This window comes from Anaeromyxobacter terrae, from assembly GCF_022690685.1.
In the GTDB taxonomy this organism is placed as follows: domain Bacteria; phylum Myxococcota; class Myxococcia; order Myxococcales; family Anaeromyxobacteraceae; genus Anaeromyxobacter; species Anaeromyxobacter terrae.
In genome coordinates this window covers 1-25417 of the sequence record NZ_JALCYY010000062.1, presented here as the reverse complement: position 1 = coordinate 25417, position 25417 = coordinate 1, and the positions used below count along the sequence as shown (strand labels likewise).

The following is a 25417-nucleotide window of genomic DNA, read 5'->3' as shown; positions in this document are numbered from 1 at the left end:
CCGGCCGAGGCGGGCGGCGAGCGCGGGCGGCACCGCCTTCGCGGCTTCCTCGCGGGCGGCCTCGCGGCGGGGGCGGCGCCGCGGCAGCGGGGCCGCGTCGAGCCGCTCGAGCGCGTCGAGCATCGCCTGCCGCATCGCGCCCTGGTGGCGGAAGATGGCGCTCACGTGGCCCGCGGGCAGCCAGCGCAGCTCGGCGCCCCAGTGCTCTGCGATGCGCCGCATGTCCGACGGCGGCACGAACCCGTCCGCGGCGGTCCCCACCACGATGGCCGCCTCCGGGTAGACCGGCGCGGGCAGGCTCGTCACCGAGAACTGGGAGGCCATCGCGAGCAGCACCTCGCGCACCGCCTCCTCGCTCTCGCCCTCGCGGGCGAGCTTCGGCCAGGAGGGCACGTGCCGGAGCACCCCCTCGCGCAGGACGGAGTCCGGCGAGCACGCCGGCGCGACCGGCACCACCGCGACCGGGAACGACGACGCCGCGCCCACCATCGCCGCGAGCTGGCCGCCCATGCTGTAGCCGGTCACGCCCACCCGCTCGGTGCCGAGCGCGTCGCGCAACCAGCGCAGGAGCGCGCGCCCCTCGAGGAACGTCGCGGCCGCCATGAGGTGCATGTCGGCGACGGAGCGGACCGCGTGGCGGAGCTGCCGCTCGGGCCGGCGCGCGCCGTAGTACGCGTTCTCGAGCACCGCCGCGCCGACGCCGTGGGCGAGCAGCGGCTCGGCGAAGCGGAGGCGCATCCCGAACCCCTGGTCGCCGGAGGCGGCGAGGTGGACGAACACGCCGCGCAGCTCGCCCTCGGGGAGGAGCAGCTTCATGCGCGCGGTGCGCGCGCAGGGAGGCAGCCGCTCCTCCGGGCTCTCGAACGTCGCGTCGTGGACGAGCCCGCCGTGCGCGCGCTTGCCCGGCCCCAGGCGCACCTCGATGGGCCGCGTCCGGCGTCGGAGCAGGAGCTCCGGGTCGGCGGCCGCGCAGAGGGCGCGGTCCCCCCAGCCATCCTCGAAGAATCGATGGCCGCGGATCGCAACGCCGAAGATGAGATCCAAAAGATGCACGCTCGCGCTCCGCAAAAACGATAGGCAGGCGCGCGCGACCGCGCGCCCCTCCAGGCGGCGAGGCGGGCGGTCGGGCGCTACGGGCTGTAATCGCGGGAGACCCGCGGCCGGGGCCCGAACGAGCGAAGCGCTCGGGAGCAGCGCGGCGGAGAGGCCCCCGCGAGACGGGGGCGGGACCGGGCTTCAGGTCCGGTCGAGGATCTTGAGCGCTACCATCCCGACTAGGAAGCCGTACACCGCATGCTCGGGCCGCTGGGCGTGGTGGACGATCTCGGCGACGGTGCGCGTGCCGTCCACCCTGGGCAGGGACTCCGCCTCCCAGCGCTCGAGCTCCACCTCGTGCAGCCCGTACGCCGGCTGCGGGCTCGGGATGAGCCGATCCTCCGGGGTGAGCAGGCGGAAGAGCCGCTCCGGCTTGTAGAGCTTCTTCACGCCGCGGACGATGAGGTTCGCCGGGTGGAGGTCGATCTTGATCGCCTCCTGGGCAGCGCGATCGGCGAAGTGGATCCGGTACTCGCCCTCCTCCCAGCCGAACACGGAGTAGACGATCGCCTTCACCTGCTGCGCCACGTAGTAGAGCTTCTCGGTGTCCTTGAGGAGCTTCATCTCCACGAGGATGTCGCCGGTGCGCCGGCCGGTGCGATCGGCGGCGGCCTGGCACTCCTCGAGCTGGGCGGTGTTGATCTTGCCCACGCGCACGAGGAACGGGCCGAAGCGGTCGGTGACGAGGTTCGAGATGGCGAAGCAGGGCCGCCCCTTCTCGAAGTAGATCGTCTTCTTGACCTTGCCCTTCTGCAGGGTGAGCTCGCCGGTCTGCTGCGCGAGGTGGAACGCGGTGATGAGCTCGGGGACGTTGTCCTCGAGCCGGCCCTCGGTGCGGGAGAGATCGGGCGCCGCGCGGGCGACCGGAGGGCGCGGCGGGGCCGGGCGGGGCGGCGGGCGGGCGGGGTTCCCGACCGGCGCGGCCGTCACCGTCTCGCCGCGGAGCACCGCCGACACCTTGCCGTCCTCGGTGAGGACGACCTTGCCTGTGAGCTCCATGCGCTCGAGGGGCTCGTCCGCCTCGACCGCGACCTCGACGTCGAAGTCGTTCCCGTGCAGCGGCGGGGGCGGCGGGGTGCGCGCGGGCGCGGGCGTCGTCGCGGGCAGGAGCGCGCGGAGCGCCAGGACGAGCTTGTGCGCCTCGAACGGCTTCTCGAAGTAGTCGGCAGCGCCGTGCTGGGTGCGCGCGTCGTGGGCGGCGCGGCCACCCTTGAACACGCCGGTCATGAAGACGAACGGCACCTTCGCGTTCCGGAGCGCGTGGGCGACGTCGTAGCCCATCATGTCCGGCAGGAGGACGTCCACCACGGCGGCGGCGGGCTTCTCGCTCGCGACCTTCGAGATGGCGGTGTGGCCCTTGCCGACGGCGATCGGGGTCCACCCCTCGGCCTCCATCAGGCGGGCCAGCAGGGAGAGCAGCTCGGCGTTGTCGTCGACGAGGAGGATCTTCGGCCGCACGGTCCCGGCACGATACCGGCGGGGGGCACATGGGATCAACGCGTGCGCCGGTGTGGCCGCGCGGACTACCGGCCCGTTCCGAGCGCCCTGCGACTCGAGCTCGCTAGTACCGCTCGGCGAGGTAGGCCCACCGCGCGACGATCCACCCGCGCACGTAGGCGACCTCGTCCTCGTACGAGTGCCAGTCCGTCCGCCCCCAGGCCTCGAAGAACGCGCGCTGCTCGCTCCCCCAGCGCGCGTCGTCGCGCCACGCGGCCGCCGCGGTTTCCGCGACGAGCCGGTCGTACTCCGCGAGCACCGCCTCGACGGGCGCTCGCTCGCGCATCGCCGTGCCCAGCCGTGCGCGCGTTCCGAGGTCGAAGGGAGGCGCGAGGAGTCGATCGAAGAGGCGGTTCTTGGAGGTGAACTCGCTGGAGCTCTGCGGGCTTCTCAGGAACGTCTGCCAGTTTCGTCCGAAGGTCCCCGACAGGTCCCACACGGTGGCTCGCCAGGGGCCAGCTCGCGGGTCGTGATAGAGAAATACGTTCTTCCCGACGCTATCGCTCGCGTACGTCAGCATCGCGAGCACCCACCAGTCGCGCAGCTCGTCGACGTCCGCCGTCTCCTGGAGCGCCGCCGCGAAGGTCGCGTCGTCGGCCGTCGCGACGAGCTGCACGAAGGCGTCGAGGTCGTCGAAGGCGCCGGGCTCCCCCTCGAGCGGCGTGCCCTCGTCCTTCTCGTACCCGTCGTGCCAGGTCACCTTCGGCTGGCCGTCTGCGTCCGTCTCGCGGAAGTTCGCCGCCCAGGACGTCGCAAAGTACAGGTTTCCGTCGCCGTCGAGGCCGTGCTCCTTGAGCACCTGCCCCGCGATCTTCTCGCTCATCATGTAGACGCCGCGGTACTCGCCATTGAGGTAGAGGACCGCGCTCGCGGTGCGCACGTCGATGGGCCGGTCGGCAATGACCGACCAGAGCCCGAGGGCCAGGCGATCCCGGACGAGCGTCTGATCGTCGAAGGTCGTGACGAGCAGGATCTTCTTGCGCGGCGGGAACCCGAGGACGGGATCCGAGAATGCTCCATCCGGGAACGAGAGGGTGAAGCTCTTCTTCGGGAAATTGAGCGAGATGGCGCCGCGGTACTTCACCTCCAGCGCATAGGTCGTTCCCCGGTACGTGAGCGTCGCCGGGACGTAGTCCAAAGCCGAGAGCTCCGCGTCCACCTGCAGGTGGAACACGGGGAGGCCGTACTCCTCGGTGTACCGCGCCGGGTCCGGTGGGGTGTTCGCCGTCGCGTTCCAGCGGTCCACGATCCCGACCCGGAGCTGCGCCCCGACCTTGCCCGGCACGCGCACCGTGGCGAGGTACACGCCCGCGTCGGCGAGGCCCGTCTGCCAGACGACCTCTCCGGCGAGCGGATCGAGCCGGGCCGCCGCGGGGAGCCCCTCCAGCACGACGTCTGCCGGCAGAGCAGCAGCGGCGTCCGCGCACCCGAAGGTGAGCTGAAGCCGCTCCCCCTCCTCGATCCAGCCGGGGCCCGCGAGCGTGAGCTGGCACTCCGGCGGAGCAGGGGGCGGAGGAGGATCGATCGGCTCGCCGGCCCCGTCTGGCGCGTCACGCGAGCACGCGAGGACGCCGGAGCCGAGGACGATCAGCACCAGCACGGGCGGGGCGAAACGCAGCGCTCGGATCATCGCTCGGTGGGCCTCCGAGCGGTCAGGTAGTTGTTTGTGCGCCAGTGTGAACGTCCTCGGTCGGGCTGAATACCCTCCAAGCGTCCCGCAGAAGGAGTTGCTGGCGGGCAACCAGGCTCGAGGGGGCAGCGACATCGGCCGTCCAGCCTCCCGAGGGACGCGCCGGACGGGCGTCGCCTGGCCGACCCACCGCACGTAGGTTTCGCCGCGGAGGTCGGAATGCGGGCGAACGTGCTCCTCGCAGTGGCCGTTCTGTGTGCCTGCGGAAACCCGGGCGCGAACGACGGAGCCGGGACCGATGGGAGCCGGCTGTCGGACGCGGACGTGACCCGGCTCTCCTGCACGAGCGAGCCCGACGTGCCCGCCCCGGCGGCGGCCGGCGGCACGTGCGCGGCGCTCACCGTCCCGGCGCTCCCCCCTGCCGTCACCGCGAGCCTGCCCGCCTTCGGCGCCGGCGCGGCCTGCACCGCCGCGGCCGCCGACGGAACGGGCGCGGTCGCGGCGGGCCTGCTCTACGGGCCGACCTACGCGACCGGTTCCTTCGCGGTGTGGAGGGCCGACGGCGCGCAGGCCTGGTACGCGGCGGATCCCGCGAAGCTCTTCGGCGGCGGCGCCCTGTTCGGCGGGCCGGCCGGCTTCCTCGCCTACCGCCACGCCGCGGGGGCTGCGACCTTCACCGCGGACGGTCGCACGACGCCCGTCTCCGCGAATCCCTGGCCTTCCGGCTTCGCGCTCTTGCAGCAGCGCGCCGGGTATGCCGGGCCGTACGCGGTCGCGCCGGACGGCGCGGGCGGCGCGCTCGTCGTCTCGGCCGGGCCGGGGAACGTGGAGTCCGAGAACGGCATCTTCGCGGCGCGCTTCGACGCGGGCGGCGCGCTCCGTGCGTTCTTCACCGTCGAGGTCTCGCGCCGCGAGGCGGACGCGCCGGTGCTCCGCTCCTCCGCCACCCTCGCCGTCGGCGCCGATCCCGGCGGCCGCATCCTCGTCCTCTGGTCGGGCGTGACGCCCTGCGCGCCGGGCGCGGTCGCTGCGCGCTGGTTCGACGCGGACGGCGCGCCGCTCGGGCCGCCCTTCGACGCGGGCATCGCCGCGCCCGGCCCGCTCGTCCCGCTCCTCGACGGGAGCCTCGCCCTGCAGGACGCGACGGGTTCGTTCGTGCGTCGCTTCCAGGCGGGCAAGCTCGCCGGCGGTCCCGTCCCCGCGTGGCTCGCCGCGGCGGGCGGCGCCGCGCTGCACCGGGTGCTCGGCGGCCGCGCCTACGCGCTCGCGCGGAGCGCGCCCGACGGGAGCGGCGCGTGCGCGCAGTCGCTCGAGATCGTCGCGCCGGACGGCGAGCCGTGCGGCACGATCGCGCTCCCCGGCGCGGCGGCCTGCGAGAGCTTCCCCTGGCGGGCCCCGTCGGCCCCGTGGATCGGCCCGGACGGAACGATCGTGCACGAGGCGGCCCCGACGCCCGACGCCCCGGGCGCGTGCACCTGGCGCTTCTGGCCCGCCGCGCTCCGCTAAACGACAGTTCGCGATTCGCCCGAATCATGCTCGGTCGTTCAGAGCTGGGCCTCGGGGATCACGCCGCGCGGGCGCAGGAGCAGCACCGCGAGCGTGAGCGCCGCCGCGGCGGCGACCGCGCCGACGATGGCACGCGAGAGCGGCAGGCCGGCGTCCTCGTGGAGCGCGGCCACGATCGTCGGGGTCACGGCGGCGACGAGCGCGCCCACGTGGTAGGCGACGCCCATCGAGCGGCCGCGCACGTGCGCGGGGAAGAGCAGCGTGAAGAGCAAGGGCGTCACGCCCGAGGTGCCCGCGCCGAGCACGCCGGCGAGGAGCGCGCCCGCCCAGACGAGGCCGGGTATCCGGCCGACGTAGAGCGGCAGCGCCGGAAGGAGCAGGACGAGCGGAATCGCGAGGGCGGGGACCACGCCGAAGCGGCTCGCGACCCAGCCGCAGCCGACCGCGCCGGCCATCATCCCCACGTTGAAGAGCGTGACGAGCCCGGCGACGTCGGCCGGGGCCCGCCCGAGCTCGCCCTGGAGCAGCGCGGGCCAGAGCCCCGTGAGCCCGTAGTAGACCGAGAAGCTCATCCCGAGGAGCGCGCTCGCCCATACGACGCGCAGGAGCACCTTCTCCCGCACGAGCTCGGCGAGCGTGGTGCGCGGTCGCTCTCGCGCCGCGCGGCGCCACTCCGGGCTCTCCTGCACGAGGAGCCGGATGGGGATGACGAGCAGCGCGGGGAGCGCGGCGACGAGGAACAGCGGGCGCCAGCCGAAGGCGGGCACCACCCACGCGTAGGCGACGCCGGCGAGGATGTAGCCCACGCCCCAGCTCCCCTGGAGCAGGCCCGAGGCGATCCCGCGGCTCCGCGCGGGCCAGCTCTCCATCGCGAGGGTCGCGCCGGCGGTCCACTCCGCGCCCATCCCGAAGCCGAAGAGCGTGCGGAAGACGAGCACCCAGCCGAACGACGGCGCGAAGGCGACCGCGCCGTCGCACAGGGCGAACCAGACGATCGAGATCATGAGCGGGAGCTTCCGCCCGACCCGGTCGGCGAGCGCACCGGCCGCGAGCCCGCCCCCGAGCCGCACGAGGAGGGTGAGCGTGATGCTCCCTGCCGTCGCGACGTAGGTGACACCGAACTCCTTCGCGATGTCGCGCATCGCGAGGAGGAAGATGGTGAAGTCGAACCCGTCGAGCACCCAGCCGAGCCAGGCAGCGAGGAACGAGAGCCACTGCGGGCGGGTCGGCTCCCGCCACCAGGCGCCGGCGACCGGGGAGCCCCTCATGTGCGCTGGCTCCAGGAGGGCGGGCGCTGCGAGCCTGAGGTCGGGGTCATTGGGCCCAGGCGCATAGCCGGTGGGGTGGGCCGGCGTCAAACGGGGTCGCGAGCCGGGCGGTGAGAAGAGGACGACGGCGCGGGGCAACGAGAACGACGATGGCGACGAGAACGACGGAGAGGACGCCTCGATGGAGCTGAGAGACCTGAAGGTGATCGTGACGGGCGCCGCGCAGGGGATGGGCGCCCACTTCGTGCGCCGGCTCGCCGAGGCGGGCGCGACGGTCGCGGCGGGCGACGTGAACGAGGCGAAGCTCGCCGAGCTGCCCGCGGGCGTCCACCGCCGCCGCCTCGACGTCTCCGACGAGGAGGACGCGAAGGCGTTCGTCGCGTGGGCGGCGCAGGCGATGGGGGGCCTCAATGCGCTGGTGAACAACGCCGGCATCATCCGCGACGGCCTGCTCGTGAAGAAGGACCGCGCCACCGGCGAGATCTCCACGCTCCCCCGGGCGGACTGGGACGCCGTCATCGGCGTGAACCTCACCGGCGCGACGCTGATGGTGCGCGAGGTCGCGGCGACGCTGGCGCGCGCCGGCACGCGGCCCGGGATCGTCGTGAACATGTCGTCCGTGGCGCGCCACGGGAACCGCGGCCAGTCGAACTACGTGGCCGCCAAGGCCGCACTCGCGGCGAACACCGTCACATGGGCGCGCGAGCTCGCGCCGTTCGGCATCCGCGTGGGGGCGATCGCGCCCGGCATGATCGAGACGCCGATGACGCAGGGGATGAACCCGAAGGCGCGCGAGGCCCTCGTCGCGGCCATCCCGGTCGGCCGCATCGGCACGCCCGAGGACATCTGGAGGGCGCTCCGCTTCATCGTCGAGTGCGACTACTTCGACGGACGCTGCGTGGACGTGGACGGCGGGCTCGCCATGTGACCCGCCGGCGCGCCGCGCCCTCCCACAGCGAGCCGGCACAGCGCCGGCCCGGCGGCACGAACGCTCGAACGGATTCCGCACTTCCGGGAGCGCGCGCCGCTCCCTCGTTGCGCTAGCGTTCGCGGCACGGAGGGTCAAATGCGAAAGCGCCTCGTCGTAGCGCTCGTCGTGTGTCTCACCGGTAGCTCCGCTCGCGCCATGCCGAACTTCGCGCGCCGAGAGGGGTTCGACTGCACCACCTGTCACACCACCATCCCGCGCCTGAACCGCTTCGGCTTCGACTACCGCAACGCCGGGTTCCGTACGCCGGACACCATCGGCGATCGGAAGCAGAAGGAGCTGCCGGACTTCGGCACGATGTTCGTCGCGCGGCTGCAGACCGAGCCGAGCTTCGTCCGGACCCGCACGGGCGGGACCACCACCAACCGCGGCCAGATCTCCTACTTCGAGACGACGCTGTACCCGCTCGTCGGCTCCTTCGGCCGCTGGTGGTCCTCGGAGGGCGAGATCTCCTTCGCCCCCGGCGAGGGGTTCGAGGTCGAGAATGCGTACCTGCGGGCGACGTTCGGAGGCGCCGCGAGCCGGTTCAACGCGCGCGTCGGCGTCTTCCACCCGTGGGAGGGATACGGCGCGAGCGACCGCCCGGTCACCATCAACCGCCCGCTGTTCCAGCGCGTGCCGTCCCGCTACGGCGCGGGCGCCGGCAACACCTTCTTCACGCTGTGGGGCTTCGATCAGGCGGGCATCGAGCTCGGCTACACGTTCGCCGGCTTCAACGTCGCGGCGAGCGTGCTGAACGGCCTCGTTGTCCGGGAGGAGGAGGGACGGTTCGTCGCCGATCCGTTCCAGGGCGGCACGCTGTCTCGCGCGAACGACGATCCGAACTACAACGCGAAGGACTATCAGGTGTTCGCGAACCAGTTCTTCGGCGAGGCGGCGCTGAGCGCGCACTACTACCACGGCAAGCTCACCGTGCCGACGGGGACCGTGGCGTCGCCGGGCCCGGAGTTCACCGACAAGTTCGACCGGCTGACCGTGTACGGCACCCTCCCGCTGCCGCGCTTCGGAGGGGCCCGCGTCCCGCCGCTCTCGATCCTCGGCGGCTACATGGCCGGCTGGGACACGGGGTTCTCGGGCGGCACCACCGGCGGCAAGTCGCGCTCGAACGGCGTGTTCGGCGAGCTGTTCGCGTCGGTGACGCCGATGGTGGGCGCGGCCGTGCGCTACGACTGGCTCGACCCGTCCAACAAGAGCTCGACGAACGAGCAGCAGGCGGTCGTGGGTGCGGTCAACGTCTCCGCGCTGAACGGCGCGCAGGGCATCCTCGAGTACCGCCACCGCCTGAACGAAGGCGCGGCGACGGACACGAACACGGACGAGGTGCGGCTCCGCCTCATCTACATCTTCTAGCTCCGGGCGTACGGGGGCGGCGGGCGGCGCCGCTCCCGGCGCATTCACCGCACGAGCACGCCGTCGAGCCCCGCCGTCGCGTGGAACGCGACGTTCGGGACGCGCGCGCTCCCGTTCGCGATCGGGACGACGGCGTAGGCGCCGACGACGCGCCCGCCGACCGTGAGCCGGAGCCGATCGGTGCCGAGCGGCACCCGCCCCTCGATGCCCGCCGATACGGCCGGCCCCGCGAGGTGGAGGCCGAAGAGGCCGCCCCCCTCCTCGAACGTCTGCCCGCGCACCGTGCTCTCCGGGTGCGCGAGGACGAGGCCGCCGCCGAGGCGAGTCCAGACCCCGCGGGCGACCTCGATCCCGTACGACCCGACGAGCAGGTTGAAGCCGTGCGACACGGAGAAGTCCTGCACCTCGGGCGGCGGGTTCTGCAGGTAGATCTTGTGGTGCAGGAACTCGAGCGAGATCTCGCGCCCGCTCTCGCGGCGGTAGCCGCCGATGCCGTAGTAGATCGGGTTCTCGAACGGACGCGTCGCCCAGCGGGCGCGCACGTGCAGGTCGGGCTCGCCGCTCTGACGGATCGTGAGCGGCGTGCGCAGGTTCAGCGGTCCGCCGACGAGGAGCTGCACTCCCCACTCCGCACCGGCGGCGGCCTCCGCGGTCGCGAGGAGGGCGGCGGCGAGGAGGAGCTCTGCGCGCCCCCTCACGGGTGCCCGGCGACGGGCTCGCGCGCGAGGAGCGCGGCGAGCTCGGCGACCGCCTCGGTCCGCCGCGCGATCCGGGTCGGGTGGAAGCCGCAGCCGGCGAGGACGAGGTCCTTCACGTCGCCGGCCGGCGGCCGGACGTGCGCGACGATCGCGGCCGGCTCCTCGGGGCTCGCGTCCTGCCCGGCCGCCTCGAGCTCCACCCACAGCGCCTGGCCGGGCGGCTGGGTCGCGAGCCAGGCCCGCATCCCCGCCGCGTACTCTGCGCGCTCGTGGGTCGGCAGGTAGTCTCGCATCACCGTCTGGTAGGCGAGCACGAGGGCGCCGCGCTCGGCGGCGGAGAGGACGTCGAGGCGCGCTGGCACCGCCGTCGCCGCGACCGGGGCGAGCACGGGCGCGTCCGGACGCCGGAGCGCGAGCCGGTACGCCGCGAGCGCGAGCTCGAGCCGGGCGAGCCGCTCGCCGTCGGTCGGCCACACGCAGGCGCGGATCCAGTCCGCGTCCTCCTGCCTCGTCGCGTCGAGCGGCGCCGGGTCGAGCCCGAGGCGCGTCACCGCGGCGACCCCCTTGGCGACCTCGAGCGGCGCGCCCGCCTCGTCCGTCCAGATCGCGGGCAGCGCGTCCGCGACGAGGTTCAGGCCCGCGCTCGCGCCCACGTCCACGAGCGCCACCGGGCGCGCGCCGTGCGCGAGCCCGGCGAGCGCCGCCGGCCAGAGCCACGCCACCGCGCGCGAGGTGTCGTTCGTCTGGAGGCTCCGCTGCGCGAGCGTGGCGACCAGCCGCACGCGCGTCCCGTCGAGGGCGGCGCGGAGCGCCTCCAGGGTGACCGCGTCGGCCCGCGGCGCGGGCGCCGCGAAGGCCGCGAACAGCGGGTGACCGTTGCCCTCCAGCATCGCGTCGTGGCGGAGGGCGGCGAGGAGGAGGAGCGGCCGCTCCCAGTAGACGTGGAAGGTGCGCCGCTCCCAGGCGGCGGCGAGGAAGCGGGCGGCCGGACCGGCGAGCGCCTCGGGCAACAGCTCGAGCGCCCGGACGTACGGCGCGCATCTCCGCACGGCGCTCGACCGCGCGCGCTCCAGCTCCTCGAACAGCCCGTCGATCCCGGTCCGTCGCGCGCCCATCGCCCGCCTCCTCCCGATCCCCATGCTGCGGACGGTCGAGCCCCGTCGCCTCCCCGGTGGAGGGGCGCCTATCGCGAGGCGCGGCGGCTCAGGTCGGCGGAGGAGCGGACGAGCGGAGGGCGGCGAGGCGGCGGCGGCGCGGCCCCGCCACGGCGAGGTGCGCACCCGCGACGGCGACCCCGAGGGCGAGGCAGAAGAGCCAGAGCGCCCGCGCGCCGAGCCGCGTCAGCACCTCGCCGCCGAGGAGGGGCGAGAGCGCGAAGGCGACGCCCCACGCCATCGAGAACGCGCCCTGGTACCGGCCGCGCAGCGGGACGGGCGCGAGGTTCGCGACGAGCGCGTTCGCGGCCGGGAACCCGACCACCTCGCCCACCGTCCAGAGGAGGACGCCCGCGCCATACACGGTGAGTGGACCGAGCGCGTCGCCGAGCGCGGTCCCGACCGCGGCGTTCACGCCGAAGCCGAGGCCGAACAGGAGCGCGGAGAGCGCGAGGAGGTGCGCGCCGTCGCGCCGCTGGAGGGCCGGTCCGAGGAGCGGCTGGAGCACCACCACCCCGAACCCGTTCAGCGCCATGAGCGCCGAGAAGACCTTCGGGCCGATGTCGTGCGCCGCCATGTCGAGCGGCGCGGCGAGCTGGAACTGGAGGAACACCACGAGGCCGAGGAGGTGGAGCAGGAGGAACACGACGAGCGGGCCGTCCCGGAGGGCGATCGAGAGGCCCGCGAGCGGCGCGTGCGCATGGGTCCCCGCCGGCCGGGTCTCCGGGACGCGCAGGAAGACGATCGCGGCGAAGACGAGGCAGGTCGTCGCGTCGGCGAGGAAGAGCAGCACGAAGCTCCGCTCGGCGACGAGCCCGGCGAAGGCGAGGCTGATGCTCCAGCCGAGGTTCACCGCCCAGTAGACGAGGCCGTAGGCGCGCACCCGGTCCGCCGGGGGCACGAGGTCGGCGATGGCCGCGTTCATCGCGGGCCGGTAGAGCTCGCTCGTCAGCGCGGCGAGGAACGCGAACAGCCCGAGGAGCCAGGGCGCGCGCAGGAAGCCGATCGCGCCCACCGCCAGCGCGCCGAGCCCGAGGGAGAGGAGCATCGTCGCGCGGCGGCCGATCGCGTCCGCGAGGGTGCCGCCGAGGGGCCCCGCCACCAGCACGCCCACGCCGAAGAGCGAGACGATCCGTCCCGCCTCGCCCGGGGAGAGGCCGCGCTCGCGCACGAGGTACAGCGCGAGGAAGATCGCGACGAAGCTCGCGAGCCGGTTCACGAGCATGCCGGCGAAGAGCGTCCAGAACGTCGCCGGGAGGCCGCCGAGCGCGGCGGAGAGCCTGTTCCGGAGGGAGGCCAAGGCGCGAGGTGTAGCAGAGGGCGGCCGGACCGTCACGGCGCGTGCGCCCCCGCAAACGAGAACGGCCGCCCTCGCGGGCGGCCGTCTCTTCGTTCGAGCCGCGAAGCGGCGTCAAATATCGAAGTACAGCGCGAACTCCATCGGCGAAGGCCGCATCCGGACCGGAGTGACCTCCTTGTCGTACTTGTACTGGATCCAGGTCTCGATCACGTCCTCGGTGAAGACGTCGCCCTTCAGCAGGAACTTGTGGTCCTTGCGGAGGCACTCGAGCGCCTCGTCGAGCGAGCCCGGCATCTTCGGGATGTCCTTCAGCTCCTCCGGCGACATGCCGTAGATGTCCTTGTCGAGCGGCTGGCCGGGGTTGATCTTGTTCTCGATGCCGTCGAGGCCCGCCATGAGCATCGCCGAGAAGGCGAGGTACCCGTTGCAGGACGGGTCCGGCGAGCGGAACTCGATGCGCTTCGCCTTCGGGGACGGCGAGTACATCGGGATGCGGATCGAGGCGGAGCGGTTGCGCGCCGAGTAGGCGAGGTTGATGGGCGCCTCGAAGCCCGGGACGAGCCGCTTGTACGAGTTCGTGCCGGGGCAGCAGAGCGCGGCGAGCGCCGGGCCGTGCTTCAGGATGCCGCCGATGTACCACATGGCGAGATCCGACAGGCCCGCGTAGCCGTCACCCGCGAAGAGCGGCTTGCCGGCCTTCCAGATCGACTGGTGCACGTGCATGCCCGAGCCGTTGTCGCCGTAGAGCGGCTTCGGCATGAACGTCACGGTCTTGCCGTGCCGGCGGGCGACGTTCTTGATGACGTACTTGAACCACTGGAGCTGGTCGGCGGCGGACACGAGCGACGCGAAGCGGATGTCGATCTCGGCCTGACCGGCCGTGGCGACCTCGTGGTGCTGCCGCTCGACGTGGATGCCGACCGTCTCCATCACGCGGCACATCTCGGTGCGGAGATCCTGCTGCGAGTCGGTCGGCGCGACGGGGAAGTAGCCCTCCTTGTAGCGGGGCTTGTAGCCGAGGTTGCCGCCGGCCTCTTCACGGCCGGTGTTCCACTGCCCCTCGACCGAGTCGATCTTGTAGAAGGCGTGGTTCACGCCGTGGTCGTAGCGGACCTCGTCGAAGATGAAGAACTCCGGCTCCGGCCCGAAGTACGCGGCGTCGCCGATGCCCGTCGACTTGAGGTACCGCTCCGCCTTGAGCGCGATGTTGCGGGGATCGCGCGAGTACGGCTCCTTCGTGATCGGGTCGACCACGTTGCAGATGAGCGAGAGCGTGGGCTCCGCCATGAACGGGTCGATCACCGCGGTCTCGGCGTCCGGCATGACGAGCATGTCGGAGGCGTGGATCGCCTGCCAGCCGCGGATCGAGGAGCCGTCGAACCCGAGGCCGGCCTCGAAGACCTCCTCGGTGAGCTCGTAGAGCGGGATGGAGAAGTGCTGCCAGATGCCGACGAAGTCCATGAACTTCAGGTCGACGTAGGTGGCCTTCCTCTCCTTCGCGAGGTCGATGGCCTGCTTCGGCGTCATCTTCGGCATCGGGCTTTCTCTCCGTGAGACGGTGTGGGGACGGGCGGGGGGATAGCACGCTGCATGCCACGCCCTCGGATCGCGAAGGGCCGAGGATCCAGGCGGGATCCCGCCGCTCCTGCGTGCCCGCCGGGCAACGTGCTGCCCGGAATTCGGGCAGCGGGCCGCAGTCTGCTCCGTTCGCCGCCGCCGTTCCACGACGACCCGGCGGGCGGACGCCACCCGCGGGAGCGTCCCTCCGCGTGCGCACCTGCCAGGCGGGCGAGGACCCGGCTGCGACTACTTCGACTTCATCCCGAGCGCGCGCATGCGCTCGCGCAGGGTGTTTCGGTTCATGCCGAGGAGCTCGGCGGCGCGGAGCTGGTTGCCGTTCGTGCGCGCCAGCGCGGCGGCGAGGAGCGGCGCCTCGAGCGTCGCGAGGGCGGCGTGGTAGCGGCCTCCCTCCGGCGCGGGCGCGTCGAGGATCGTCTCGACGAGGCCGTTCAGGCCGCGCTCCTGGCCCGCCGCGGCGGGCAGGAGGCCGGCGAGGTCCTTCGCGCCGAGGCGCGGGCCGGCGAGCTTGAGCAGCGCCCGCTGGATGACGTTCTGCAGCTCGCGGACGTTGCCCGGCCACGGGTGGCTCGCGAGCAGCGGCTCCGCGTCGCGCCCGAGCGCGACCGGGCGCCCCTTCAGCTGCTCGCCGTACTTCGCGACGAAGTGGCGCGCGAGGAGGATGACGTCCCCCTCGCGCTCGCGGAGCGGCGGGAGGCGGATCGGCACCACCGCGAGCCGGTAGTAGAGGTCGCGCCGGAAGCGGCCCTCCTCGACCGAGCGCGCGAGATCGGCGTTCGTGGCGGCGACGATCCGAACGTCCACCGCGAGGGGCCGGGTGCCGCCGACGCGATCCACCTCGCGCTCCTGCAGCACGCGCAGGAGCTTCGCCTGCAGCTCGATCGGCATCTCGCCGATCTCGTCGAGGAACAGCGTGCCGCCGCTCGCCAGCTCGAACTTGCCGGGCCGCCGCTCGACGGCCCCGGTGAACGAGCCCTTCTCGTGGCCGTAGAGCTCGCTCTCGATGAGATCCTTCGGGATCGCGGCCATGTTGACCGTGATGAACGGCCCGCGCGAGCGGGTGGAGTTCGCGTGGACGGCGCGGGCGACGAGCTCCTTGCCGGTGCCCGACTCGCCCATGAGCAGGACCGTCATCTCGGTGCGCGCGACGCGCCCGATCTCCTTGTAGACCTCGATCATCGCCGCCGAGCGGCCGATGAGCGTCTCCGGCAGCGCGATCTCGCTGTAGCGGCGGGGCTCCGCGTGAGCGTCGAGGTGGCGCTCGATCCCGCTCGGCTCGGCGAGCTCGTGCCCGTTCGCGCCCTCGGGCTCGGCGGCTGCGAGATCGCGCACGAGCTTCTCGACGCGGGCGAGGTCGAAGGGCTTGCCGAGGTAGTCGGCGGCGCCGCGCTTCATCGCCTCGACCGCCGAGCGCATCGTGTCCTCGGCGGTCATCACCACGATGAAGGGCGAGTCGGAGCGCCCGCCGATCTCGCCGAGCAGCTTGAAGCCGTCGTCCCCGGGGAGCCGCACGTCGAGGAGCACGAGCCCCACGCCGTTCCGGCCGCCGCCCAGGGCGCGGAGCTTGTCACGCGCCTCCTCGGCGCTGCCCGCCTCCTCGAACGGTACGCCCGCGCGCTCGCAGGTGCGCGCGAGCACGAACCTCACGGAGGGCTCGTCGTCGACGATGAGGACCTTGCGCACCACGCCTCCGGTCACGGTCTTCGGCTCTTAAGCAAGGACGGGGCCAGCGCGCCACCGCCCTTCAGACGTCGAGCGGCACGTAGACGTTCGCCTCGGCGCCCCCGGCGGCGCGGTTCTTCACCTCGATGCGCCCGCCGTGCGCCTCGACGATGCGGCGCGACACGGCGAGGCCGAGGCCGGTGCCGTGCGGCTTGGAGGTGGCGAAGGGCGTGAACAGCCGGGGCAGCATCGCCTCGGCGATGCCCGGACCGTTGTCCTGCACGGAGATGCGCGCGAGCGGCCGGGTGCGCCCGCTCGCGGAGCGCAGGCGGAGCGAGGAGGCCGCGGTCTCGAGGACGACCTGGGCGCCCGCCCGCCCGGCCACCGCGTCGAGCGCGTTCCGGACGAGGTTCAGCATCACCTGGGTGAGCTTCTCGGCGTCGCCGTGCAGCTTCGGCAGGGAAGGATCGTAGCGCTCGACGAAGGTGACCTTCTCCGCGCCGGGGATGCCGCGGGCGAGCACGAGGACGTCGCCCACCACGTCGTGGAGGTCGACCGGCCCGGTCTGCAGCGCCGCCGGACGCGCGAGGTCGAGGAGCTCGCGCACGAGGCCGTCGACGCGCTTCGCCTCGCGCGCGATCACCGCCGCGTACTCGCGCGCCGGCCCCTCCGCCTCGCGGGCGAGGAGCTCGGCCGAGCCCTGCAGGCCGGCGAGGGGGTTGCGGATCTCGTGGGCGAGGCCGGCGGCGAGCGCCTCGAAGTCGAGCGCGCGCTCGGAGGCGCGCGGCACCCGCAGCACGATCACCGTGCCCACGCAGGCGGGACCGTCGAGGAGCGGACCGGCCTCGACCGAGACCGCGATGCCCGGATCCTGCGGGCTCGGGTAGTCGATCGACTGGCTCTCCTGCGAGACGCGCACGCGCTCGGAGAGGATCGCGAGCTGCGCGCCGCCGGGGAGCGCGCGCACCGGCAGGTCGACGGCGCGCTCGCGGCTGCGGCCGAAGAGCTCCTCCGCGGCCGGGTTCAGGTGCACGACCCCGCCGTCGGCGCCGACGATCACCACCGCGTCGGCGATCGAGTCCACCGCGGCGCGGGCGAGCGCCGCCGGCAGCGGGGGGGCCTTGCCGTTCCGGGACAAGCTCCCGCCTACAGCGCCTCGTCGCCGCGCTCGCCGGTGCGGATGCGGATGACCTCCTCCACCGGGAGCACGAAGATCTTGCCGTCGCCGATGCGGCCGGTCTTGGCGGCGCGCTCGATGACCTCGACGACGCGGCCGACGAGCTGGTCCGAGACGACCACCTCGACCTTCACCTTCGGGAGGAAGTCCACGACGTACTCGGCGCCGCGGTAGAGCTCGGTGTGCCCCTTCTGCCGGCCGAAGCCCTTCACCTCGGTGGCGGTCAGGCCGGCGACGCCCACCTCGGAGAGAGCCTGCTTCACCTCGTCCAGCTTGAACGGCTTGATGATGGCCTCGACCTTCTTCACGGCGCACCCCTGTGGGTAAGTGTCTGTTTTTCCACGCTACGCCCGGCCCAGCCCGTCGGTCAACGAACCCGACGGAACGCCTCTCGCCTGCTCGCCCCGCGGACGTGCTGCCTGAATATCGGGCACGCTGCTGCCCGAGATCCGTACAGCACTTTTCTCCTCGACTCCGCTTCCTCGCGCGGCCCACGCCAGACCGGGCGAGTACAGCGCTTCGACCGTTCGAGCGAGGGCCACGGGGGCGAGGGCTGCAACCGTCAGGCCACGGGGGAGCCCCGCGGCTACAATCCGCGGCCGATGTCCGCCGCCTCGCTCGCGCTCCTCGTCGTCGCCTCGGTCGCCGCCCTCGCGGTCCTCACCGCCCTCCACTACCTGTTCTGGCAGTGGCGTCTCGCGGCGCCGACCGGCGAGGACGAGGTGGTCCACGCGAGGACGGGCGACGGCTGGACCCTCGCGCTCGGCCGGCGCAGGCCGCGCTGCCCGGCGCGGCGCCCTCCGGTGCTGCTGGTTCACGGGATCGCCATGAACCGGCAGGCGCTCGACTTCGGCGTCGAGCGCTACTCGGTCTCCGCGTTCCTCGCCCGCTCCGGGTTCGACTGCTTCGCGCTCGACCTGCGCGGCCACGGCGGCTCGCGCCGGGGGCCGACCCGGCGCTGGGACCTCGACACCTACCTGCGCGAGGATCTCCCCGCCGCGCTCGACGCGATCCGCGACGCCACCGGCGAGGAGCGGGTCCTCTTCGTCGGCCACAGCCAGGGCGCCCTGCTCGGAATGGCCGCGTGCGAGCTGTATCCGGAGCGGATCGCCGCGCTCGTCGCGCTCGCCGCCCCGGCGCACTTCGACGTCCAGGAGCGGCTCCGCGCCCTGGTGAAGCTCCGGCACCTGCCGCTCGGCGGGTTCCTGCGGCTCCTCTCGCGCCTGGTCGCGCCCTTCTCCGGCTACTGGCACCCGGCGGCGGCCGATCTCGCCATCAACATGCGGAACGTGGAGCGGCCCATCTACCGGCGCATGCTCTCGAACGCGATCGAGAACCTGCAGCCGGGCGTGCTCGCCCAGTTCGCCACCTTCGTGCGCGAGGACGCGTTCCGCTCGATGGACGGCGCGCTCGACTACCGCGCGCTGCTCGCGAGCGCCCGCCAGCCCGCGCTCTTCGTCTCGGCCGAGAAGGATGGGCTCGCGCCGCCCGCGGTGGTCGAGTCCGCCTTCCGGCGCTGGGGCGGCCCGAAGCGCTACTGGAGCTGCGGCCGGGACTACGGGCACGGCGACGTGCTCGTCGGGCGGAACGCGCCGGAGGTGGTGTTCCCGATGGTGCGCGACTTTCTCCTCGAGCAGAGCACGGCGCTCCCCGCCGAGGCCGCCGCGGCAGGGCGGTCGTCCGCCGCGCCCGGGCCGGGGTAGCATCGAGCCGTGCGCCTCCGCTTCGCCCTCGCCGCCCTCCTGCCCGCGCTCCTCTCCCTCGCGGTGATGGCGCTCGTCGCCGACCGGCTCGCCCGGCGCGCGCTCGACGACGAGCTCTCCGCGCGCCTCGTCGTGGCCGCCCGGGCCGCGGCCGCGGCGCTCCCGGCCGAGCGCGTCGTTCGCCTCGAGGCCGGCCAGGAGGGGACCCGGACGTACGGCCACATCCGCGCGCGCCTCCTCCCCGTCGCCGGCGCGACCGGGACGCGCCTCTTCGTCGTGCGCCCGGACCGGACCGCGCTCGTCGACTCCGAGGGGCGGATCCCCATCGGCGTGCCCGTCCCCGCGCTCGAGCGCGACCGCTTCGAGATCGCCGAGGCCGCCGCCGGGCGCGCCGTGGCGAGCCAGATCCTGTTCGAGGGCTCGGACGGGAGGCTCTACAAGACCGGCTACGCCCCGCTCGCCGACGACGCGGGGAACGTGGTGGCGGTGGTGGGCGCGGACGGCACCGCCGCCTCCTTCGTCACGCTGCGGCGCTTCCGCCGGCTCCTCGGCACGGTGGCCATCGCCGGCGCGGTGCTCGGCGCCCTCGTCGCCGCGCTCGCGTCGCTCTCGGTCACGCGCCCGCTCACGCGCCTCACCGAGGCGGCCCGGCGCATCGCGCGCGGCGATCTCGAGACCCCGCTCTGGCGCCGGGAGCGGCACGACGAGATCGGCACGCTGCGCGACACGCTCGAGGAGATGCGTCGGGCGCTCCGCTCGCGCGACGAGGAGCGCGAGACCCTGCTCGCCGGGATCGCCCACGAGGTGCGGAACCCCCTCGGCGCGCTCGATCTCTTCGCCGGGCTCCTCGCCGAGGAGCTGCAGGGCGGCCCGCAGGCGCCGCACGTCTCGCGCATCCAGAGCGAGCTCGCCGCGCTCTCCAAGGTGGTCGAGGAGTTCCTCGACTACGCCCGCGCCCGGCCGCCCCTGCGCGAGCCGGTGGACCTGCGCCTCCTCGTCGCGGAGGTGGCGGACCTCTCCGCCCCGCTCGCGGCGCAGCGGCAGGTCTCGGTCTCGTTCGACGGCGAGGGCGAGGCGAAGGCCGATCGCGAGCAGCTCCGGCGCGCCGCCGTGAACCTCGTGCGGAACGCGGTCGAGGCGGCGCCGGCCGCGAGCGAGGTGGAGCTCGTGGCCCGCGCCGCCGACGGCGAGGCGACCATCGAGATCCGCGATCGCGGGCCGGGGCTCGCCCCGGACGCGCGGGCGAGCCTGTTCCGCCCGTTCTTCACGACGAAGGAGAAGGGCACCGGCCTCGGCCTCGCGCTCGCGAAGAAGGTCGCGGACGCGCACGGCGGGACGCTCGCGCTCGAGGAGCGCGAGGGCGGCGGGACCGTGGCGCGGCTCGCCATCCCGGCGGAGCCCTCGGCCTCGCGGACGCTCGGCGGCCGCGCCCAGCGCGGCGCCGGCGGGCACGGCTGACCGCTCCTCGCGCGGATCACTCGGCGAGCACGCGCTCGCCGTCGCGCAGCCTGAGGAGCGCGACGTCCCCGGCCGCGTCCACCCGCAGATCGACGAGGGCCGTGCCGTGCCGCGCGCGCAGCGCCTCGTCCACCTCCGCGCGCCGCGTCTCCGGTACGTAGAAGCGGCCCGCCGAGACGATCTCGAGCCCGCGCCGCGTCATGAGCGCGCGCACCGCCACCCGCCCGCCGGCGGTCGCGGCCGGCGGCTCGCGCGCGACGCCCACCGCGCGCCAGGCCGGCTCGGCCCGCTCGAGCACGATGAACGCCGTGTCGCCCGGGGCGAGCCGCGCCTCGGCGAGCCCCGGGGGAGACTCCGCGGCGTAGCGGAGGGTGGCGTAGTAGCCGGAGAGGACGTCGTACGGATCGAACGGCACGGTCTCGAGCGTCACCACCGTGCCCGCGAGGCGCGCGCGCACCTGGCGGAGCGGGATCGCCGCCAGGATCGCGACCTGAAGCGCGAGGACGGCGGCGAGCCGCCAGAAGCTACGCGAGCGCATGGTCCACCTCCTCGCGGTGCGCGCGGCGCCGCTCGAACGCGACGCCCGCGACGAGGACCAGCACGCCGCAGGCGATGAACGCGGCGCCCTTCAGCCACAGGCGCGTCTCGATCTCCAGGAAGCGGCTCGCGACGAGCACGCCCGCGACCGCCATGCCCTCCCAGAACGGCCCGCGGGCGAGCCAGGACAGCCCGCGCACGATCCGGCCGATGGCGAGGAACGCGAGGGCGAGGTTCGCGACGAGGACGGCCCCGCGGCCGGCCTCGAGCGAGAGACCCGCCACCACCGCGACCACGGTCGCGGCGAGCAGCATCGCCTCCCCGCGCGCGAGCGGGTCGACGTCGTCGCGACGGAGCCCCGAGGCGAGCGCGGCGCCGGCCGCGGCCAGGAGCGGCACGACCCCGAGCGCCACGTCGCGCGTCACCCCGTGCTCGAGGCGCAGGTGGCTCGCCACCTCGTGGAACGACAGGAAGTAGGCCGCGCCGTAGAAGGCGAGCCGCCCGAGGAGGCGGGCCGCGGCGCTGAGCGGCAGCCGTGCAGGGTCGCGCACCACGAGCGCCGCCGCGGCGAGCGCGGCGCCGAGCGCCGCGATCATGGGGACGATGGCCGCGTCGGCGTGGAGCGCGTCGAGGGCGCTCGCGAGCGTGAGCGCCACCCCGATCGCGCCGACGACGAGGAGCGCGCGAGAGCGCGCCCGCCACGCGAGGCCCGCGACCGCCGCCGCGCCGGCGTAGCCGAGCGCGATCCCCCGGAGCCCGTGATCGTCCGCGAGCCCGGGCCCGAAGAGCCACAGCCCCGCCACCGCGGCGAGGATGAGGTGCGGGAGGCTGTCGTACAGGAACGCGGCCGCGAGCGCCCCGAGGGTGAAGGCGCCGAAGGCGCCCCACCACGCCCCGGAGACGTGGAAGATCTGCGCGACGAGCCCGATGCTCGCGCCGAACACGAGGGTCCCGAGCACCGTGAGCGCGTGGCCGAGCCGCGGCGAGCGCCCGGTGCCCTTCCAGAGCACGAAGCCCGCGAGGTGCGCCGCCGCCATCGCAGCGCCCAGCGTGCCGAGCTTCGCGCCGGCGCTCATCGCCTCCCAGTGCCAGGCGACGAGCGAGACGACGCCCGCGCCGACGAGGAGCGCTCCGAGCACGTACACCGCGAGGAAGCTCGGTCCGCCCGGCTCCGCCCGGGCGAGGTCGTAACGCACCGCGAGCGCGCGGGCGGTCTCCTCGCTCACGAGCCCCTCCGTGCGCCAGGCCGGCAGCTCGCGCCTCAGCCCTTCGCGGAACCCACGAGATGCGCGCTCCATTGCGGACCCCCTTCGCGGAGTCGAGCGTACCACCCGCGGGTCCGCCACGGCGGGGGAGAGCGGCACGGAAGGCGCACGGGTGCGCGCCAGCGCACGCTTCGCGAAACGACCGATCATCATTCGCGAACAGGCGAGCGAAGCGAGCCCGCCGGGGCGACGCCGCGGAAGCGGCGAAGCCGCTCGCGGCGGCGCACGGGACCCGGCGCGCAGGGGTGGGGCCCCGACGAGCTCTGCTCGGCGGGGCGGGGGCGCAGCCCCCGTCAGAACGCTCAGCGCGACGCGCCGGCGCGCGGCCCGAGCCCGCTCGCCGCGCCGCAGCGCACCCGCAGCCGCTCCGCCCGCTCGACCCATGGCGCGCGCGCATCGTCGGGGGCGTACTCCGGCACGAGCTCGAGCGCGCGCTCCGCGGTCGCGAGCGCCTCCGGGCAGCGCCCGAGCGCCTCGAGCACGCCCGCTCGCGTGTCGAGGATGGCGGGGTCGCCGGGGGAGAGCGCCGCGGCCTTCTCCGCGAGCGGCAGCGCCGCCTGCGCGTCGCCGCGCAAGAGCAGGCTCCAGGCGAGGTTGTTCGCGGCCATCGCGCTCGCCGGCGCGACCTCGGCCGCTCGCTCGAGCGCGCGGAACCGCTCCCCTTCGAGCCCCTCGCGCAGGGCGGAGGTGGCGAGCCAGAGCCAGGCCCGCACGTCGTCCGGGTGGGCCGCGACCGCGCGCCGCGCGAGGGGCAGCGGATCGAGCCGGTCGAGCGCGGCCTTCACCTGAAGCCCCACGACGTGGTCCGGGTCCTCGGCGAGCGCCTCCTCCATCTCCGCCCGCTCCGCCGCGCCGGCGCCGGCATCGCCGCGCGCGAAGCGCGTGAGGGCGAGCCGCGTCGCGTGCACCTCGCCGGGCGAGAGGGTGCGCGCGATCGGCTCGGCGCTCACCGCGACCTCGACGCGGTGCCGCTCGCCGCCCGGGAGGAGCGCCTCCCGCGCATGCGCGTCGAGCGCGCGATCGAGGGCCTCTGGGCTGCCACCGTCGGGCGACCACTCGGGGAACACCTCTCGCCACACCGATGGCGGGTCGTCGGCTCGCGCGAGCCGCCGGCGCACCTCGGCGAAGCGGTCGGGCTGGCGCACGAGGAGGTAGTGCACGAGGACCGTGGCGGTGTCGTGGTAGCGCCCGTCGCGCGAGCGGCCATCCCAGGCGAGGAGCTCGCGCACGCTCACGTGCCGCTTCACGAACCCGTGCGCGCGGTGCGCCGGGATCGGCCCGAACACCGCCCGCCCCGTCTCGTCCCGCTCCGCCTCGGCGAGCCCGGCGAGCCCCTCGCCGAACCAGCGCGGCTGGCGCGGGTAGACGTGGCGGGCCACCTGGTGCGCGATCTCGTGGCCGAGCACGGCCCGGAGCTCCGGGCCGACGTCGTCGCCGGGCATGACGATGACGGGCTCGCCGAGCCCGCTGCGCGTGAAGTAGGCGCGCAGGCCGGGCGGCGCGAACTCGTCGAACTCCTCGGCCGTGCGGAAGGCCACCACGCGGACGAGGCCGGGCAGGCTCGGCGCGTCGCCCGGGAAGAGGGCGGCGACCACCCACGCGCGGACCTCCTCGAGCTCTCGTGCGAGCGCGTCCGCCTGAGCGCGGCGGAGATCCGACGCGACGATGAAGTGGTCCGTCGCAAGCTCGCTCCACGGCGGGCCGCCCCGCGCCGGGCATTCGAAGCGCGGGCCGTGCCGGGGGGCGTGGGCGCACGCGGCGAGCACGAGGGCCGCCGACGCCCACGCGGTGACGGCGCGCGCTCGGGCCATACGCGCCGAGGATAAGCCCGGGCACCCCCGGTGCCTCCCGCCTCCCCGGGGCGCCTCTCGGCGCGGGGGCGGAAGCGGGGACCCCGTCACAGGTACGGCGAGAGGAGCCGCGCGACGCCGTCGCGGAGCTTCACCGGCAGGGAGCGGGCGTCCACGTCGGCGAGCGTCACCTCGCGCGCGTTCGCGATGCGCTCCTCGGCGAGCGCCTCCGCTCGCGCAGCGAGCTCCGGGTCGTAGCACTCCACCGCGAGCTCGAAGTTGAGCCGCAGGCTACGGGGATCCCAGTTCGCCGAGCCGACGAACGTCCAGACCGAGTCCACCACCATGAGCTTCGTGTGATCGAACGGCGCCGGCGTCACCCACACCCGGCAGCCGCGATCGAGCACCTGCCATAGCTGCGCCGTCTGCGCCCACTGCACGAGCGGCAGGTTCCCGCGCTCGGGCAGGACCACGTCCACCGCCACCCCGCGCATGGACGCGACGGAGAGCGCGGTGATGAGCCCCGGGTCGGGCAGGAAGTAGGGGGTGACGATCCGCACGCGCCGCCGGGCCGTCGCGAGCGCGCCGAGGAGCACCCAGCGGATCGCCTCGAAGTCCTCGTCCGGGCCGTCCGCGACGCCGCGGGCGACCACCTCCCCCGCGCGTCGGAGCGGCGGGAAGAAGGCTTCGCCGTCGATCGACTCACCGGTGGTGAATAGCCAGTCCTCCGCGAACGCACCCTGCAGGTGCGCGACCACGGGACCCTCGACCTTGACCTGCAGATCCATGAACGGCGGGCCGCCGCCCGGCGGCGGGAGGAATTCGTCGCGCACGTTCATCCCGCCCGTGAAGCCGACGCGCCCGTCCACGACGAGGATCTTGCGGTGGTTGCGCAGGTTCACGAACGGCAGGAAGGCGGGGGTGACCCGCGGCAGGAAGAGCTCGGTGCGGATGCCGCGCCGGCGGAGGCGGCGGTGCACCGGCGGCCAGCGGTAGCGCGCGCCGACCGCGTCCACGAGGACGCGCACCATGACGCCGCGCGCCTGCGCCCGGGCGAGCGCGTCCGCGAAGGCCTCACCCGCGACCCCCGGGTCGAAGATGTAGGTGCAGAACGTGACCGATCGCCGCGCCGAGTCGATCGCCGCGATCATCGCCGGGTAGGCGACGGCGCCACCGGGCAGGAGCTCCATGGAGTTGCCCGCCACGAGCGGCCGGCGCACGACCGCGTCCCCGAGCGCGTGCAGCCCGGCGAGGTGCGCTGCCTCCGGCGCGAGCGGCGGGGCGGGCGCGGCCTGCTCGTCCTGCGCTCGCGCGCGGAGCTCGGGCAGGCGCAGCGCCTGGGCGCGGCGGCGGATCCGGTTCACGCCGAACACGAGGTACGCGGCGCCGCCCACGACCGGGGCGAGCCAGATGAACGCGACCCAGCCGAGCGCCGCGCGCACGTCGCGCTTGTGGAGGACGGCGTGCCCGCTCGCGACGAGCGCGACGGCGAGCGTGAACGACGCCGCGGCGACGGTCCAGAGGTCCTCGAGCACGATCGTCGATGGAACCATCCTTCGGCGCCGCGGTCGAGGGACGCGCGGGGCCCGAACGTGTCCGCCCGCGGTGAACGCCCCCAAACCGGGTGCAGAGGCCCGGCGAGCGCGGCATGGATCCAATCTTCGTGGGAGGGCCCCGCGCGAAGCGCGGGAGGGGCGAAGCCCCTCCGGCGGGGAACGGTCGCGAACCCGCGAAGCGGGCGCGACCGTTCACGGGCCCCGC

The 25417-nt window shown here is 74.3% G+C and carries 20 protein-coding genes; 5 read left to right on the top strand and 15 right to left on the bottom strand.

All coding sequences use genetic code 11. From position 1 onward, the window contains the following. The 3 genes from MNY62_RS21000 to MNY62_RS20990 form a co-directional block, all read right to left on the bottom strand. Positions 1-1053 (bottom strand): alpha/beta hydrolase family protein (locus MNY62_RS21000; RefSeq protein WP_242346306.1); only part of this gene is annotated, 1053 nt, incomplete at its 3' end. Positions 1054-1236: 183 nt separating this feature from the next. Beyond that, entirely contained in the window at positions 1237-2553 is a 1317-nt protein-coding gene (locus tag MNY62_RS20995) for a response regulator (RefSeq protein WP_242346305.1), read from the bottom strand. Between the two features lie 103 nt (positions 2554-2656). Then, positions 2657-4222, bottom strand: coding sequence for a CotH kinase family protein (locus MNY62_RS20990; RefSeq protein WP_242346304.1), 1566 nt, complete (start codon positions 4220-4222; stop codon positions 2657-2659). A gap of 219 nt (positions 4223-4441) precedes the next feature. Between MNY62_RS20990 and MNY62_RS20985 the strand changes: the two genes are divergently transcribed. Then, positions 4442-5728, top strand: coding sequence for a hypothetical protein (locus MNY62_RS20985; protein WP_242346303.1), 1287 nt, complete (start codon positions 4442-4444; stop codon positions 5726-5728). A 38-nt stretch (positions 5729-5766) separates the two neighbouring features. Here MNY62_RS20985 and MNY62_RS20980 read toward each other — a convergent pair whose 3' ends face one another. Next, the gene (locus MNY62_RS20980; protein ID WP_242346302.1) at positions 5767-6996 is read right to left on the bottom strand and encodes an MFS transporter; all 1230 of its coding nucleotides are present in this window, start codon (positions 6994-6996) and stop codon (positions 5767-5769) included. Positions 6997-7177: 181 nt separating this feature from the next. On the opposite strand from MNY62_RS20980, the gene MNY62_RS20975 reads away from it, so the two are divergent. Continuing rightward, entirely contained in the window at positions 7178-7924 is a 747-nt protein-coding gene (locus tag MNY62_RS20975) for an SDR family oxidoreductase (RefSeq protein WP_242346301.1), read from the top strand. A 138-nt stretch (positions 7925-8062) separates the two neighbouring features. Then, on the top strand, positions 8063-9334 hold the full coding sequence (locus tag MNY62_RS20970) for a hypothetical protein (protein WP_242346300.1): 1272 nt from the start codon (positions 8063-8065) through the stop codon (positions 9332-9334). Between the two features lie 44 nt (positions 9335-9378). Here the strand turns inward: MNY62_RS20970 and MNY62_RS20965 are convergent, their stop codons facing one another. From MNY62_RS20965 to MNY62_RS20935, 7 genes are all read right to left on the bottom strand, one after another. Further along, the gene (locus tag MNY62_RS20965; protein ID WP_242346299.1) at positions 9379-10032 is read right to left on the bottom strand and encodes a hypothetical protein; all 654 of its coding nucleotides are present in this window, start codon (positions 10030-10032) and stop codon (positions 9379-9381) included. Further along, on the bottom strand, positions 10029-11147 hold the full coding sequence (locus MNY62_RS20960; protein ID WP_242346298.1) for a DUF2332 family protein: 1119 nt from the start codon (positions 11145-11147) through the stop codon (positions 10029-10031). The genes MNY62_RS20965 and MNY62_RS20960 overlap by 4 nt, the downstream gene beginning before the upstream one ends. An 88-nt stretch (positions 11148-11235) precedes the next feature. Then, positions 11236-12486, bottom strand: coding sequence for an MFS transporter (locus MNY62_RS20955; RefSeq protein ID WP_242346297.1), 1251 nt, complete (start codon positions 12484-12486; stop codon positions 11236-11238). 111 nt (positions 12487-12597) lie between these two features. Next, a complete protein-coding gene (glnA, locus tag MNY62_RS20950) occupies positions 12598-14022 on the bottom strand; it encodes a type I glutamate--ammonia ligase (RefSeq protein WP_242346296.1) in 1425 nt (474 codons plus the stop codon). 270 nt (positions 14023-14292) lie between these two features. Beyond that, on the bottom strand, positions 14293-15762 hold the full coding sequence (locus MNY62_RS20945; protein WP_242346295.1) for a sigma-54-dependent transcriptional regulator: 1470 nt from the start codon (positions 15760-15762) through the stop codon (positions 14293-14295). Between the two features lie 46 nt (positions 15763-15808). Beyond that, positions 15809-16864 carry a two-component system sensor histidine kinase NtrB gene (locus tag MNY62_RS20940; protein WP_242346294.1) on the bottom strand — a complete coding sequence of 352 codons (1056 nt, stop codon included), beginning with the start codon at positions 16862-16864 and terminating at the stop codon, positions 15809-15811. An 8-nt stretch (positions 16865-16872) separates the two neighbouring features. Continuing rightward, positions 16873-17211, bottom strand: a complete 339-nt coding sequence (locus MNY62_RS20935; RefSeq protein ID WP_012099225.1) for a P-II family nitrogen regulator — start codon at positions 17209-17211, stop codon at positions 16873-16875. Between the two features lie 294 nt (positions 17212-17505). Here MNY62_RS20935 and MNY62_RS20930 point away from each other — a divergent pair, with 294 nt between their 5' ends. Beyond that, positions 17506-18606: an alpha/beta fold hydrolase gene (locus MNY62_RS20930; protein ID WP_242346293.1), complete on the top strand. Its 1101-nt coding sequence runs from the start codon at positions 17506-17508 to the stop codon at positions 18604-18606. A 9-nt stretch (positions 18607-18615) separates the two neighbouring features. Then, positions 18616-20064, top strand: coding sequence for a sensor histidine kinase (locus tag MNY62_RS20925; protein ID WP_242346292.1), 1449 nt, complete (start codon positions 18616-18618; stop codon positions 20062-20064). 16 nt (positions 20065-20080) lie between these two features. Here MNY62_RS20925 and MNY62_RS20920 read toward each other — a convergent pair whose 3' ends face one another. The 4 genes from MNY62_RS20920 to MNY62_RS20905 form a co-directional block, all read right to left on the bottom strand. Beyond that, a complete protein-coding gene (locus tag MNY62_RS20920; protein WP_242346291.1) occupies positions 20081-20602 on the bottom strand; it encodes a GDYXXLXY domain-containing protein in 522 nt (173 codons plus the stop codon). Continuing rightward, complete coding sequence (locus MNY62_RS20915) at positions 20589-21899, bottom strand: DUF2157 domain-containing protein (protein ID WP_242346290.1); 1311 nt, start codon at positions 21897-21899, stop codon at positions 20589-20591. Before MNY62_RS20915 ends, MNY62_RS20920 begins: the two co-directional genes overlap by 14 nt. A 269-nt stretch (positions 21900-22168) precedes the next feature. Next, entirely contained in the window at positions 22169-23677 is a 1509-nt protein-coding gene (locus MNY62_RS20910; RefSeq protein WP_242346289.1) for a M48 family metalloprotease, read from the bottom strand. A gap of 86 nt (positions 23678-23763) precedes the next feature. Further along, positions 23764-25209 carry a phospholipase D-like domain-containing protein gene (locus MNY62_RS20905; RefSeq protein ID WP_242346288.1) on the bottom strand — a complete coding sequence of 482 codons (1446 nt, stop codon included), beginning with the start codon at positions 25207-25209 and terminating at the stop codon, positions 23764-23766. Positions 25210-25417 lie beyond the last annotated feature (208 nt).